Annotated in this window: 16 protein-coding genes; 5 read left to right on the top strand and 11 right to left on the bottom strand. The window is 45.8% G+C overall.

Annotated features, from left to right (window positions below; translation table 11 throughout):
- Positions 1-65: 65 nt before the first annotated feature.
- Genes H6F74_RS05455 through rsmA form a run of 3 tightly spaced genes read right to left on the bottom strand, consistent with a single transcriptional unit; the run spans position 66 to position 2,219 of the window.
- Positions 66-398 (bottom strand): DUF3082 domain-containing protein, encoded by a 333-nt coding sequence (locus H6F74_RS05455; protein WP_190437421.1) that lies wholly within the window; start codon positions 396-398, stop codon positions 66-68.
- A gap of 5 nt (positions 399-403) precedes the next feature.
- Complete coding sequence (gene ispE / locus H6F74_RS05450; protein WP_190437418.1) at positions 404-1,348, bottom strand: 4-(cytidine 5'-diphospho)-2-C-methyl-D-erythritol kinase; 945 nt, start codon at positions 1,346-1,348, stop codon at positions 404-406.
- A 55-nt stretch (positions 1,349-1,403) separates the two neighbouring features.
- Positions 1,404-2,219 (bottom strand): 16S rRNA (adenine(1518)-N(6)/adenine(1519)-N(6))-dimethyltransferase RsmA, encoded by an 816-nt coding sequence (rsmA, locus tag H6F74_RS05445; protein ID WP_190437561.1) that lies wholly within the window; start codon positions 2,217-2,219, stop codon positions 1,404-1,406.
- A 144-nt stretch (positions 2,220-2,363) separates the two neighbouring features.
- Between rsmA and H6F74_RS05440 the strand changes: the two genes are divergently transcribed.
- The 4 genes from H6F74_RS05440 to H6F74_RS05425 all read left to right on the top strand — a co-directional run bounded on the left by H6F74_RS05440 (position 2,364) and on the right by H6F74_RS05425 (position 5,663).
- Positions 2,364-3,029, top strand: coding sequence for a TIGR00266 family protein (locus tag H6F74_RS05440; protein WP_190437414.1), 666 nt, complete (start codon positions 2,364-2,366; stop codon positions 3,027-3,029).
- A gap of 83 nt (positions 3,030-3,112) precedes the next feature.
- Positions 3,113-3,790 (top strand): TIGR00266 family protein, encoded by a 678-nt coding sequence (locus H6F74_RS05435; RefSeq protein ID WP_190437412.1) that lies wholly within the window; start codon positions 3,113-3,115, stop codon positions 3,788-3,790.
- Positions 3,791-3,837: 47 nt separating this feature from the next.
- The gene (locus tag H6F74_RS05430) at positions 3,838-4,533 is read left to right on the top strand and encodes a TIGR00266 family protein (protein WP_190437409.1); all 696 of its coding nucleotides are present in this window, start codon (positions 3,838-3,840) and stop codon (positions 4,531-4,533) included.
- 296 nt (positions 4,534-4,829) lie between these two features.
- Entirely contained in the window at positions 4,830-5,663 is an 834-nt protein-coding gene (locus H6F74_RS05425; protein WP_190437406.1) for a M48 family metallopeptidase, read from the top strand.
- Between the two features lie 163 nt (positions 5,664-5,826).
- On the opposite strand, the gene H6F74_RS05420 is transcribed toward H6F74_RS05425, so the two are convergent.
- The 5 genes from H6F74_RS05420 to H6F74_RS05400 all read right to left on the bottom strand — a co-directional run bounded on the left by H6F74_RS05420 (position 5,827) and on the right by H6F74_RS05400 (position 9,563).
- Positions 5,827-5,982 (bottom strand): helix-turn-helix domain-containing protein, encoded by a 156-nt coding sequence (locus H6F74_RS05420; protein WP_190437404.1) that lies wholly within the window; start codon positions 5,980-5,982, stop codon positions 5,827-5,829.
- Positions 5,983-6,077: 95 nt separating this feature from the next.
- A complete protein-coding gene (locus tag H6F74_RS05415) occupies positions 6,078-7,193 on the bottom strand; it encodes a cytochrome P450 (RefSeq protein ID WP_190437401.1) in 1,116 nt (371 codons plus the stop codon).
- Between the two features lie 123 nt (positions 7,194-7,316).
- Positions 7,317-7,772 (bottom strand): small multi-drug export protein, encoded by a 456-nt coding sequence (locus H6F74_RS05410; RefSeq protein ID WP_190437400.1) that lies wholly within the window; start codon positions 7,770-7,772, stop codon positions 7,317-7,319.
- A 121-nt stretch (positions 7,773-7,893) separates the two neighbouring features.
- Positions 7,894-8,454 (bottom strand): TetR family transcriptional regulator, encoded by a 561-nt coding sequence (locus tag H6F74_RS05405; RefSeq protein WP_347269477.1) that lies wholly within the window; start codon positions 8,452-8,454, stop codon positions 7,894-7,896.
- A 476-nt stretch (positions 8,455-8,930) separates the two neighbouring features.
- The gene (locus tag H6F74_RS05400) at positions 8,931-9,563 is read right to left on the bottom strand and encodes a TetR/AcrR family transcriptional regulator (protein WP_190437394.1); all 633 of its coding nucleotides are present in this window, start codon (positions 9,561-9,563) and stop codon (positions 8,931-8,933) included.
- A 98-nt stretch (positions 9,564-9,661) separates the two neighbouring features.
- Here H6F74_RS05400 and H6F74_RS05395 point away from each other — a divergent pair, with 98 nt between their 5' ends.
- Entirely contained in the window at positions 9,662-10,102 is a 441-nt protein-coding gene (locus H6F74_RS05395) for a DUF5367 domain-containing protein (protein WP_190437391.1), read from the top strand.
- A gap of 208 nt (positions 10,103-10,310) precedes the next feature.
- On the opposite strand, the gene H6F74_RS05390 is transcribed toward H6F74_RS05395, so the two are convergent.
- From H6F74_RS05390 to H6F74_RS05380, 3 genes are all read right to left on the bottom strand, one after another.
- A complete protein-coding gene (locus H6F74_RS05390; protein WP_190437388.1) occupies positions 10,311-10,820 on the bottom strand; it encodes a hypothetical protein in 510 nt (169 codons plus the stop codon).
- A 23-nt stretch (positions 10,821-10,843) separates the two neighbouring features.
- Complete coding sequence (thrB, locus tag H6F74_RS05385; protein WP_190437384.1) at positions 10,844-11,809, bottom strand: homoserine kinase; 966 nt, start codon at positions 11,807-11,809, stop codon at positions 10,844-10,846.
- A gap of 62 nt (positions 11,810-11,871) precedes the next feature.
- Positions 11,872-12,453, bottom strand: coding sequence for a hypothetical protein (locus H6F74_RS05380; RefSeq protein ID WP_190437381.1), 582 nt, complete (start codon positions 12,451-12,453; stop codon positions 11,872-11,874).
- Positions 12,454-12,600: the final 147 nt, after the last annotated feature.

Genomic DNA, 12,600 nt, shown 5'->3' with positions numbered 1-12,600 from the left:
ATCCGAATACAGATATGGTAGGGGACTCCTTGCTATTCAAGTTGAATTATGTCTACCTACTTATACTATTGAGTTGGTGGTGTGCGGTTTGTCAGGCGTTGAAAGGTAATTTGAATAGCTAAGGCAAGAAGACCAAGAGTTACTAAACCAAAGATACACGTTCCCAGTGCGCTCATACCAACAACGAGAGTACGAACAGCGATCGCAATATTGATCGCAGTAACGTTATCCGATGAAATAGGCTTAGCGGCAAAAGTTTGAGAAATTGAGACGGTGAGCAAGTAGAGGCAATATGCCATTCCTCCTGCAATCAACGCCCCAGTCAAACAGCGTAGAGGACTCGTTGGCGTTTCGGTTGGTTGGACAGCTGGATTTTGTGTAGGAGTAGGGTCAGTCATAAATTTTAAGTTGAAACATGAATACCGTTAGTTGTTACCGCAGTTGCCCACAAGTCTAAATTGGGGTCAAGAATTGACTGTCTAACTTGCTGCTGTACCTGTTGTGCTTGGGCTTCTGTTTCGCAGAGTGCAAATACTGTTGGCCCGGAACCCGACATCATGGTTCCCAAGACACCGGCACTGATGAAAGCTTCCCGCAGTCGCAATACTTGGGGATACTCTGGCAATACGACTTTCTCTAAGTCATTGTGCAGCAGTTGACCGATTTTTGCTCCATCTTTATTGTAGATAGCTCGCACCATTGGCCCAGAATGTACTCGTTCCCTGCGTGCCTCCAAACTATCAGCATCCGTAACGTAGGAACTGAGATATTGCTGTCGGTAAGTTTGGTAAGCCCAAGGAGTGTAAACCGCAAGATTGCGATATTTGCCCAAGACGACATAGAGACGATCCAAGTTTGGCAGAGGAGAAAGTTCCTCACCCCGCCCAGTTGCCAGTGCTGTGCCGCCAGCGATACAAAAAGGAACATCTGAGCCAATTTTTGCAGCCAGTTCTTGCAATTCCGACTGAGTGAGTCCCAGATGCCACAGCAAATCTATCCCGACGATAACAGCTGCGGCATTGCTAGATCCGCCAGCGAGTCCAGCCCCTACGGGGATTTGTTTTTCTATGGCAATTTCAACGCCGCCATACTGGGCAAAGGCTTCGGGAAATTTTACTGCCATCAATTCTGCCGCGCGGTAAGCAAGATTACTTTTGTCTTGCGGCACTTCGGGATGATCGCATTGGACGCGGATGATGTCGGTGCTAAGCGATCGCAAATTTATGCGATCGCTTAAGCCGATGCTTTGCAGCACCATTACCAGTTCGTGATAACCATCCGGGCGATCGCCGATAATTTCCAGGTAGAGATTAATTTTGGCTGGGGAAATCAGGGAGTAAGAACGCATAGTGTCGTCGGTAAGGGATGCCCGCACCCTGGAAGGATGGCGGCGACTTTAGTCGTTAGGCAAGATCCAAGTTACTCAAGGCTACCCATTGAGCAACGCTTAAGTCTTCGGCGCGGGCTTGGGGATTTACTTCTAATTGTTCCAGTAATTGGGTGAGGCGATCGCGTTCTACTATCCCTTTCAAATTATTTCGCAACATTTTGCGCTTTTCGGCAAAGCCTAACTTTAACAAAGTCTCTAGGTGCTTGGGGTCATCGGCTGGTGGTTCCGTCATTCGCGGACGCAGGCGCACCACCGCGGAATCAACCTTGGGCGGCGGATGAAACGCTCCTGCTGGCACAATACAAATTAACTCGCACTCTGCTAGATATTGCACCCGCACCGATAAAGCTCCAAATGCTTTCGAGCCAGGTTTAGCATACAGCCTTTGTGCTACTTCCTTCTGCACCAGCAGCACAATTGAATCAAACGGTTTGGCTGCGGGTTGGGAAATTGTACCTAACAATTTTTCCAAAATTGGGCCAGTGATGTTGTAGGGGATATTGGCAACAACTTTATTTGGATTTTGGAAGGCTAGGAATGAAGTTAAAGAAGCGTCTAAATCGAGGGAAAGAAAATCGCCTTGTAGAAGGAGAAAATTTTCTACCTTACCCAGTTGTTTAGCCAGCAGTTGACACAAATCGCGGTCAATTTCGACAGCGACAACCGATTCAGCCAGGGGCAATAAGCGACGAGTCAGGATACCAGTACCGGGGCCGATCTCCAGAACGCGATCGCATTTCGATAAAGCAGCTGCGGCGACAATTTGATTCAGCGCCTTGTCGCTTCGCAGCCAGTGTTGAGCAAATTGTTTTCTAGGTTGAGGGGTCATAACTTGATTGTACTGGGGAGCGATACCAGCTACACGTTTAACCTGTTTTAAGATGTATCTATTTTCCTTAAGAAATCTGGATACCGGAAAAACTTCTGCCAAACTTGTATATATCTGCATCCACCAAAAGCAGGAGATTTATCGGTGAAGTACGAAATTCGTTACAAACCAGCCTTTGCCTCTGTTTTTGTCACCTTGAATCCGGGTGATAGCCTCACCGCTGAGGCGGGAGCTATGACCAGTATGGATGCTCAACTGTCCATAAAAACCGAGTTTTCCGGTGGTTTCATCTCAGGATTGTTAAAGAAATTCTTTGGTGGAGAATCATTATTTGTTAATGTTTTTACTAACAATTCACAGCAACCATTGCAGTTAGTTTTAACTCAATCCACCATTGGTGATATAGTTTGTATCGATTTACGGGGTGGACGGGAAATTTGCTTCCAACCCGGTGCTTATATTGCCCATACTCCAGGCGTAAATATGGGAGTACAGTGGGCAGGTTTCAAGAGCTGGCTATCAGGAGAAGGACTGTTTAAGCTGAAGTTAAACGGTCAGGGACAAGTGTTCTTTGGTGCTTATGGTGGCATTACTCAAAAACGTATTTATGGCGAATTTGTAGTAGATAGCGGTCATTTAGTTGCTTATGAACCAGGAATCAAAATGAATATTGGGTTAGCTGGGGGATTGCTTGGTTCTGTCACGTCGGGAGAAGGATTAGTAAACCGTCTGACTGGTCAAGGGGAGATTTATTTACAGTCTCGCAGTGTTGGGGGATTAGTTAGGTATTTAAGCCCCAAATTACGGTAATAAAGTTTTGAATTTTGAAGGTTGTTTGAGTTTTTAAAAAATCAAATTCAACCTTCAAAACTATTTTAGGAGATTTTGTCCAAATGAATGTGGAAATTTTACATCAACCAGACAGCGCGATCGCTCGCGTTACTTTAGGTGCTGGTGAAGAATTAGTTGCAGAAGCTGGCAGAATGATTGCCATGAGTGGTTACATCAATGCCAGCACCACTTTACGCCAAGGAAAAGGCGGCGGAATCTTAGGCGGACTCAAGCGCATGGTGGCTGGCGAGTCGTTATTTTTAAGTGTCTTCCGTTCTCCCACTGCTGGGGGTGAAATATCTCTGGCTCCAAAATTGATGGGCGATATTTTGCCTTATAAAATGACTAGCGATGGCTTAGTTGTGCAGTCTGCTTCTTACCTAGCCAGTGAATCAGATGTTGATATTAACTTGGGATTTCAAGGCTTTAAATCTTTATTTTCTGGCGAATCAATCTTTTGGTTAGATGTCACTGGCAAGGGTTCTGTTCTTCTCAGTTCCTTTGGGGCAATTTATGAAATATCAGTAAACGGTGAATATATTGTTGACACCGGACATATTGTTGCCTTTGAAAAAAGCCTGACATTTGAAATAAAAAAAGCAAGTTCTAGTTTGATCGGTTCTTTCTTGGGCGGCGAAGGTTTCATTTGTCGGTTTAAAGGACAAGGTAAAGTGTTTTGCCAAACTCACAATCCTGGTGCCTTTGGTATACTGGTCGGCGCTCAGCTTCCAGCACGATAAGCATTAGTCATTCTTCACAAATAACAAATAATTAACAATTTAAAAATATGAATGAAATAAAATACGAAATCGAACATTCTCCTGCATATGCTTCCCTACGGTTCGACTTGAGGGCAAATCAAACGGTGTTAGTTGAATCAGGAGCAATGGCGGCGATGGACTCTTGCATCAAAATGAAATCTAAGGTGCAAGGTGGTTTAATGAAAGGTCTTGGTAGAATGCTGGGTGGGGAATCTTTATTTATCAGTGAATTCACCGCTGAAGGTAGAGCAGGAGAACTGTATGTTTCGCCTGGAGTCCCTGGAGAAATTCAACATTACTATCTGAATGGTAATGGTTTAATGGTGCAATCTTCTGGATTTGTTGCTGCTAGTCCCACAGTTCAACTCGATACTAAGTTTCAAGGTTTTAAAGGCTTCTTTAGTGGAGAGTCCTTGTTTTTACTTCGCGCAACTGGACAAGGTGATATCTGGTTTAGTTCTTATGGAGCAATTGTAGAAATTCCAGTGGCGGGTGATTATGTAGTAGATACTGGCTACATTGTAGCGTTTGAAGATTCCTTACAATACAAAGTTGAGATGTTAGGGGGTTTGTCATTTAAAGGGTTGAGAACTGGAATTTTAGGTGGTGAAGGATTAGTATGTCGCTTTCAGGGTAACGGACGTTTATGGATTCAGTCACGGGAGCTTTATGCGCTGATTAATTTCTTGAATCCGTTTCGTCCAGTTAAGAGTAGTGATTAATAAAAAAATACGGTGTGTATGCAGCACTTACTTGAAAACGTAGGTTGCGCTCTTGGAGCCTCACCGGGTACATCCCAGTTTTGCAAAAATACCAGGAGAAAAGGAAATCGCGGCTACACAAACAAAGTCCGCCTGCGCGGACTCAATTGAGACGTGCTAGTAGGTTGGGTTTCGTTCCTCAACCCAACCTACTAGCTAATCTAAGAGAGTTGTAGGGTTCACTATCGTTCAACCCAACCTAAAAGTTAATTTTCGGCTTTTGTAAGTGTCATTGCACCGTACTAAGAATTAATCTTATGTCTTCTGAACTTCCCTCAACAGCAACACCTATTAATCGCAATCCGCCCCCAAGTAACCGCCAACTGCTCATAATTCTGGGGTTATTTATTGGTTTTATTGTGGGTGTTATTTGGCTGTTGGGGTTGCTGATTAATAGCCTGGTATGGGTGATTCCTCCCAGTGTGGAAAAACAACTGGGTGCGGTAATTGTTCCGGCTTACGAACAGTTGGCTAAACCGTCACCGACTCAAGAGACATTGAATCAGCTGTTAGATAAGCTGGAAACAAAATTGTCGCAGGAGGTGAGACAAGAGCGGGATTATCGAGTGCTATATTTGCCAGGTGATACGGTGAATGCTCTAGCTTTACCGGGCGATCGCATAATCATCTACGCGGGGTTGCTCAAGCAAATCGAATCTGAAAATGAGCTGATGATGGTGTTGGGACATGAGTTGGGACATTTTGCCCATCGCGATCATTTACGCAGTTTAGTGCGCCAGCTGATTTTCCCGATCGCGATCGCTACCATTTTTGGGGATGCGGGTGGACTATCATCAGTTGCTGCTTCTGGAGTTGAAGCTGTCAGCAATTCCCAATTTTCTCAGTCTCAAGAATCTCAAGCCGATGAGTTTGGACTTACTTTACTACAAAATACTTACGGTCATGTAGCAGGAGCAACCGACTTTTTTGCCCGAATGAGTCGTCAAAAAGGTGTGAATTTTGATTTCTTAACCACCCATCCAGCACCCGGTAGGCGTGTTAAAGAATTGCAGCGCTTGATCGAGCAGAAAAATTATCCTGTAAAAGAGCGATCGCCCCTTCCAGAAACGCTCTCTAACTTGAAAGAATAGCCGTTAAACCTTCCGACTCCATCGTTGAGGTAGTCATTGCCATCTCTCCCATCGAGAATGTCATTGCCGTCTCCCCCATCAAGACGGCTCATGCCTTGGCGGTTCAAGTCACCAGTGCTGTAAATTTGGCTGACTTTGAATCAAAACATGAATGATTCAGGACTTATGAAGCGTATTGCTGCCGATAGAAACTTAGGACAACGCCAGCGCACCGCTTGAACGCTTTGCTAAAAGATACTTCCGATTCATAGCCCACCCGCGTAGCCATCTCTTTCAGCCCCAATTGACTTTCACGCAATAGTTCTGTTGCTTTGACCATGAAGCGGACTGTCGGAAAAACCAAGGGGCGTAGTGCTGAGGTGGGGCGATCGCCCTTGTACTCTCAAACAGAGGCAATCGCCCAATTTAATCTTCCTAAAGTAATACAGGCAGCGCTTTCAGCCCATGTATTTCAAGCGTCGGAATTGGTTCCAGAGATTTGGTTTCATCAACCCGCAAATTGGGAAACTCCTTTAGCAAAGCAGTCAGTGCAATTCGAGCTTCCAGGCGGGCTAAGGTCGCACCGATGCAGAAATGAATGCCATACCCGAAGGCAACATGATCATTCAGTTGTCGATCAATGATGAACCGATCTGCTTGTTCAAAATGCAGCTCATCTCGGTTTGCCGATGCCATCCAAGCTTCAACCATTTGTCCAGCAGAAATTACTTGTTCACCGATGAGGGTGTCTACTGTGGTGTATCGAGCCATCGATGTAATCGGAGAACGATATCGCAGCACTTCCTCAATTGCACTGGGCAACAGCGATCGATCCTCTCGGAGGCGTTGTGCTTGGTCGGGGTGTTCATGCAGACAGAGAACTGCATTGGCAATCAGATTTGTGGTTGTTTCATTTCCCCCCACGAGCAACACAATGCAGAAATCAATCAGTTCTTTAGCCGTCAGCTTTGCTTCTGCATCGTGGGCTGAAATGAGATCGCTCACTAGGTCGTCAGTGGGATGCGATCGCCGCCAATCGATCAACTGTTGAAAATAGTCTGCCAGCGCTTGCAGTGCTACTGGATCGAGTACAACGACACCATCCGACCAACGTTTGAAGTCTTCCCAATCCTGAGTTGGTACTCCTAAAATTTCTGCGATCGCAGTCACAGGCAATGGACTGGAAAAATCGTGAATTAAATCTACCCGATCTTTCCGTTTTATTTGCTCAATCAAATCATGAGTAATTTCCGTAATGCGAGGAGCCATTGATTCAATCCGACGAGGCGTGAAGACACCTTGCACCAGCGATCGCAGACTGCGATGCTTCGGTGGATCGGTGTAATTCAAACTCTCCGTCAGGTGTTGCTGTTCAGGTGGGTGAGGAATTTTAGACGAAAAAGTTTGCCATTCGCTCAACACACGCTGGACATCAGCATAGCGAAACACACTCCAGCTTCGTTTTGCCTCATCGTAATGTACAGGGGCTTCACGACGCATTTGGGCATACCAGGAAAAGGGGTTCAACAGAAACTGTGAATCGAACGTCATGTTAATCTCCTTGAATGAGTTAGAAGTGAATCAGATGTAACCGGACAACCGAACTGAGCCAGATACGCGCTACCTGGGAAATGAATAACCAACGAGTGAGAAACCTAAAATTGCAATCGAGACTTAACGATGAGTGAACCAGTTCACGCCTGACGCAATGATGGCAGCCGTGACTATTGCATAAATCGTGATGCCGATGAACGAAAACAAAAGCAATCGTTTAGGCTTCATTCCAGTTAAAGGGGCGACTACGGCGATCGTCCAGCTTCCGAGAATGGGTGTCATGACGATCAAAAACCAGGCTCCATAACGATCGAATGCTCGTTTTACTTTGTGAACACCACGCTTTTCAAGACGCAGCAACCAGTGGCGGAATTGGGGAATCCGCATCAGGCGGCTATATCCCCACATCAGTAAAGGGATAGGAGTAAAGTTGCCAAACACTGCCCAAGCGACCGATGAAACAACATCCAGTTTCATTGCCATTCCCGCTGCAACCGCCGCATAAACCTCGAAATAAGGGAAAAAACCAACCCACCAGGTGATGAGTGCCTTGGTCATGTACTCAACCAATAGCATGATGAAAATCTCCAGAGCTTCGATTGAATGGCACAGTGATCGATCACCACACACGGCTGTATTTCACACAGCGGCATGGTGAATACCCAAGCAGAAATGTCTAAAAAGCTGAAAGAATCAATCAGTGGGCAAGTTTCAGCAGTGTTTCAATGACAGCCTCCTGCAAGGATTCTTTGGGAACCCCTAACCCAAAAAGATGGGCAAATAGTAATCCATCGATCGCAAGTCGTAGTGCTGTTGCTGTTGCTGGATCGATGCCACTGGCTTCGATCTGCCGTTGCCAATCAACAAAGATTTCCTGAATGGGAATGAGTAATTCAGGATTGACTGCGATCGCCGCTAACAGTCCGGATTGCAACGCGATCGTCTGCTGATCAAACACCGCAGATGCACGGATATAGGCTCTGACCCAATGCCCCGGAGTCTTTGGTGCATCGTCTTGTGCCAACTCCTGATTCAAGGCTGCTGTGAATTCATCAACTAGATGTTGAATCATGCCAGCAATCAGCGCATCCTTGTTTGGAAAATGGTAGAGCAGACCGCCTTTACTGACTCCTGCTTCCTGAGCAACTGCCTGTAACGTCAGTGCTTCTGCTCCCTGAGCGACAACAACTCGCCCTGCTGCTTCTAGCAGTGCATCACGAGTAACAGAGGCAGATTTAGAGTTTTTTGAAGTTGCCACAAGATTAGAAGCGTAAGAACTGTACATTAAGCAACAAGGAACGATTCAGTTGTGAAATCAACTGAATCAAGAGTGTAGTTTCTGATTTTGGTTTGACAAATAACGAGCAAACTCCCGTTTATCAACTTTTCTCGACTTTCCATAAGGCTGAGCAACCATACTGCACAACGTTGCATCCAACAAATCGAGCGCTTTTTGCCCACACCTATTGCAATCTGAACCAAGCGGCATTTGGAGCCAGAAGGGACGCTGGCAAAAAACCACAACATTCTCCTCAATGCAGAACAAACGAGTATCGCTCAAGACCCTATGAATTTTATACCGTCTGGACGGTTTATGAAATTAATATAACCGTCCAGACGGTATAGTGTCAACCAAAATCTTTGAGAAAAAAGTGAGGATGTTCTGATCGTTACAGTGCAGGGGTTAAAGCCTTTCGGTTGGGGCTGTACTTTCAGGTTCTTTGTACGTCAACATCAATCTGGAAGATACGGTCGTAAGTAAGCAATCAGTAATTTCTTGGTTTGGTCTAAAACTTGGTGTTGAAAGGCGCGATCGCGGGATAATGCGAGAATGTCGAGCGCGCTGGCAACTTCAACACTGATTGTTGCGAGTAGCTCTCTTTGACTTTGCTCTAAAGCAGGATTACGCGCTGCAAAATAGACGGTTAGTTGTTGTGCAATCTCCTGATTAAATGCCGTGTTCATTTCAACGGTTGTAGAGATCAGACGAGATTGCACAAACACCGTGCGGAAGGCAGGATTTGCACTCACAAATTGATCGAACCCATCTACCAGTTGATGAATGTAGATGTCGAGCGGTAGCTCCATTACTTCGTCAGTATGAAGAGTTGCAGACAGTCCTCTAAGTTGATTGAGATAGCGATCGAGCAACGCATGAAAAACGGCTAACTTGTCTGGGAAGAAGCGGTATAAGCCGCCAACAGAGGTATTTGCTCGTGCTGCAATCTCATCCGTTGTGACTGACTCGTAACCAATCTCTACAAACAATTCAGCTGCTGCATCAAGGATTCGGTTAAATCGTTCACGGCTTCGTGCTTGTTGTGGTAAGCGCCATAGCGGTGTCTGCTCAGGGCTGTCAGTCATCATGCAAATCTTGGGTTGACAAACGCGAGAGATTGCTCGTATCTTGAAAAGGTGAGCTAAAGCTCGTATTTTAGTTTACAGCATTTTTGATGGAGGAATTTATGCAACCTGCAACTCAATTGAGTATGACTGAAAACCGCAGCCAATCGATCTTCTATGGATTTTTCTTCTTCATGAGCTTTCTTATTTGGCTCGTTGCAACGGTCATCATGCGGCTGTGGGGACACACCTTTTTCATCCCTGAAAACAATTTCAGCATGGGTAGTAGTTTTTTATTTTCCCTGGTGTTTTTGCCGCTCCTAGCTTACGCTTTGTTTCGTTGGAAGAAGGTACAGCCTCATCAGCGTAGAGATGCTGCTATCTGTTTAGCCATTCCAGGAATGCTACTTGATGTTGTGACTACTTACTTCTTTACTCAGGTGTTCCCAAATGTGCTTCCGGCTGCCGACGGCGCATTTGGGGCGTGGCTGTTGTGGGGGTACGCCCTTGTACTCATTACCGGATTCATCACGGGGCAAAAGAGCAAGTCACAGATGGTCTGAGCAACAGCCGTTGACACGGCTAAGTAGTTAAACAAAATTAATTACATAGTTTGTTTAACTACTTATCAGAGCCAACGACTTCCCGGAATTGCCACTCTTTTTCAGGGTCTCCGACAGTTTGATTCCCTATTTCTCGGTTGGTCTTTAGCTTCTTGCCCAGATGTGTATACACGGTAGCCGTCAACGGGCAGAGGTTGGGGAGGGATTCTCAAACAACTTTATTCACAATCGTCCAAACAACCCCATCTGAACGGACGTGGGGAACCGTCACCCTGCTGAACCCAGTAATAAAAGGCTTCCCGTGTAACTGCCAATAATCCGTACTAATTTCGTCAGCGATCGCTTTGAGTGCCTGTACTTCTTCTGCCAGTTCTGCGGCGAGGTCGTTAATGCGTTCAGCATGACCCTGAGCGCGTTGTTTGTCCTCATCTAACTGCTGCTCCAGAGAGTTTTGTCTGCGCTGCCTTTGTAACAATTCTAGAGGTTGCCCGACCAGCTGCTTTAATTTAGCTTCCAGAGCAGCGATCGCATCATCTATCCCCTTGATTTCAGCAGACATTTGTGATGTCTCTCTAGCATGACGACGATAAGCCTCAACAATCGCCTCTGGTGAGTCATAGCTTGGCAATACTGGATCTACTTTTAATGACTCGCGTTCTTGCTTTAAAGCATCAAGTTGAGAGCGAATCGCGTCAATTTCTGCCTGCAATGGCTCCATAATTACTTAAGTTGATTATCTATTCATGGTAATGCTTCTGTGGAGCTGCTTGCGCCGTGCAAATCAATTTGCAGCGATCGCACTTGAGCCTTAATTCCTTTCTGCTGCCAAGTTGTAGCGATCGCTTCTTCCACAGACACACACAGATCACGGCGTACAAGAGCCAAAAGAGTTGGCCCCGCACCACTAATCACCATACCTAAAGCACCCGCCGCCATTGCAGCCTCGCGTACAGCATCATAACCGGGAATCAAAGCTTTCCGATAAGGCTGATGAATGCGGTCTTGCAGCGCCGCCCTTAACCAATCCTCCCGTCCAGTTTCCAACCCCCGCAACAGCAAACCCAGATGCGCCGTATTAAAAATCGCATCAGCACGACTGTACTGATTTGGCAAAACCCGCCGCGCCTCAGAAGTCGAAAGCTCAAAATCCGGAATTGCCACCACCGGAACAACATCAGAATGCCAGGGAACCTCACAAATCTCCCATCCCTCTTCTCTGGGTTCTGGGCGCTGCGGTTCCTTTAAACCCGTAGCCGCCAGACGACAACCCCCCAACAACGCCGGAACCACATTATCAGGATGTCCTTCCATAGCGATCGCTAATTCCATCACCTCAGCCTGACTCAAAGGCGAACCAGCCAACAGATTAGCACCAACCAACCCACCCGCGATCGCTGTCGCTGAACTACCCAAACCCCGCGCCAGAGGAACACCCAAATCAATCTCAATCTCGACTGACGGCGGCGTTTCACCAATATGCTGATACAACTTCACAAACGACTGGTAAACCAGATTATCAGCACTGGTGTTAACCCGTTCGGCTTCCGCACCAGTGACAGTTATTTTCAATTCCGGTTTAGCTGAGTCGAGCCGGGTGAACTTGAACTGATTGTACAGCGTCAAAGCTGCCCCAATACAATCAAATCCAGGCCCCAAATTCGCAGTCGTAGCGGGAACGGTAACGGTTACGCAAGAAACAGAGGGCATCTTTAAATTAGGCGTTGGTAACAGCAAATTCCCCGCACCGTTTATAGAGTGAGGGTTACAAATTATCTTCGATCGTACAAGTAAAGCAGCGCTTCAGCGTAAGTTTTCCCATTTGGCTGCGTCACCTCTAGATATGCGTTCGATCCTTCGGGACGCGAACCATCTGCATAAATCAAGTAGGTGTAGCCGCGATTGTGAAAAATCAGTTGATTAGCTTCATCTGCATCATTATTTACAATCTTCAGACTGCTGCCACTTTTCTTTTCGCGTCCAAAGTAATACTTAGGAAGTGATAAATCATATTCTTTAGAACAAATTTGCGTCAAGTAATTTGTACTTTCTGCAAATGCAACTACCACCGTATTAGCAGGGCAACGAGTAAACAGCCGATTGGAATTTAGTTGTTTAATATTGCCACGAACCGTTACTTTACCAGTTTTTGGTAGCCGCGTAGTCCAACCATAGTCGCGAAGGACATTGGGATAATCTGGATCTGGGCGAAATCTAGAGTTACTTTGGGCTAGTTCAATTGTGTTGGATTTGGCTGTCAAAATATTTTCACTTTTTACAGCAGCTTGAGACGTACTAAATCCAATAGATGCTACTAGAAAAATGCTTGTTCCTAAAACGTGTAATTTCTCCATTTTGGCTGGTGTTTAGGATAAAAGTTTGTATACTTACCCTTCACCAGAAATGTTATGGATTCCGTATTGCTTAGGAAAAGAGGTTAAAAATGGAAAAAGGAAGCGATCGCTTCCTTCATCCTCTGGAATAATCAGTAAGGTGGGAAA

It is taken from the genome of Trichocoleus sp. FACHB-90 (assembly GCF_014695505.1).
In the GTDB taxonomy this organism is placed as follows: Bacteria; Cyanobacteriota; Cyanobacteriia; order Cyanobacteriales; family FACHB-T130; genus Funiculus; species Funiculus sociatus.
Note: the sequence above shows the minus strand (reverse complement) of the source record. Positions and strands in the feature narration are given on the sequence as shown.

Bases quoted from the DNA above. Each gene is read 5' to 3' on its own strand.
- H6F74_RS05455 (WP_190437421.1), bottom strand. From the start codon at position 398: ATGACTGACCCTACTCCTACACAAAATCCAGCTGTCCAACCAACCGAA.
- ispE (WP_190437418.1), bottom strand. From the start codon at position 1,348: ATGCGTTCTTACTCCCTGATTTCCCCAGCCAAAATTAATCTCTACCTG.
- rsmA (WP_190437561.1), bottom strand. From the start codon at position 2,219: ATGACCCCTCAACCTAGAAAACAATTTGCTCAACACTGGCTGCGAAGC.
- H6F74_RS05435 (WP_190437412.1), top strand. From the start codon at position 3,113: ATGAATGTGGAAATTTTACATCAACCAGACAGCGCGATCGCTCGCGTT.
- H6F74_RS05430 (WP_190437409.1), top strand. From the start codon at position 3,838: ATGAATGAAATAAAATACGAAATCGAACATTCTCCTGCATATGCTTCC.
- H6F74_RS05425 (WP_190437406.1), top strand. From the start codon at position 4,830: ATGTCTTCTGAACTTCCCTCAACAGCAACACCTATTAATCGCAATCCG.
- H6F74_RS05420 (WP_190437404.1), bottom strand. From the start codon at position 5,982: ATGGTCAAAGCAACAGAACTATTGCGTGAAAGTCAATTGGGGCTGAAA.
- H6F74_RS05415 (WP_190437401.1), bottom strand. From the start codon at position 7,193: ATGACGTTCGATTCACAGTTTCTGTTGAACCCCTTTTCCTGGTATGCC.
- H6F74_RS05410 (WP_190437400.1), bottom strand. From the start codon at position 7,772: ATGCTATTGGTTGAGTACATGACCAAGGCACTCATCACCTGGTGGGTT.
- H6F74_RS05400 (WP_190437394.1), bottom strand. From the start codon at position 9,563: ATGATGACTGACAGCCCTGAGCAGACACCGCTATGGCGCTTACCACAA.
- H6F74_RS05395 (WP_190437391.1), top strand. From the start codon at position 9,662: ATGCAACCTGCAACTCAATTGAGTATGACTGAAAACCGCAGCCAATCG.
- H6F74_RS05390 (WP_190437388.1), bottom strand. From the start codon at position 10,820: ATGGAGCCATTGCAGGCAGAAATTGACGCGATTCGCTCTCAACTTGAT.
- thrB (WP_190437384.1), bottom strand. From the start codon at position 11,809: ATGCCCTCTGTTTCTTGCGTAACCGTTACCGTTCCCGCTACGACTGCG.
- H6F74_RS05380 (WP_190437381.1), bottom strand. From the start codon at position 12,453: ATGGAGAAATTACACGTTTTAGGAACAAGCATTTTTCTAGTAGCATCT.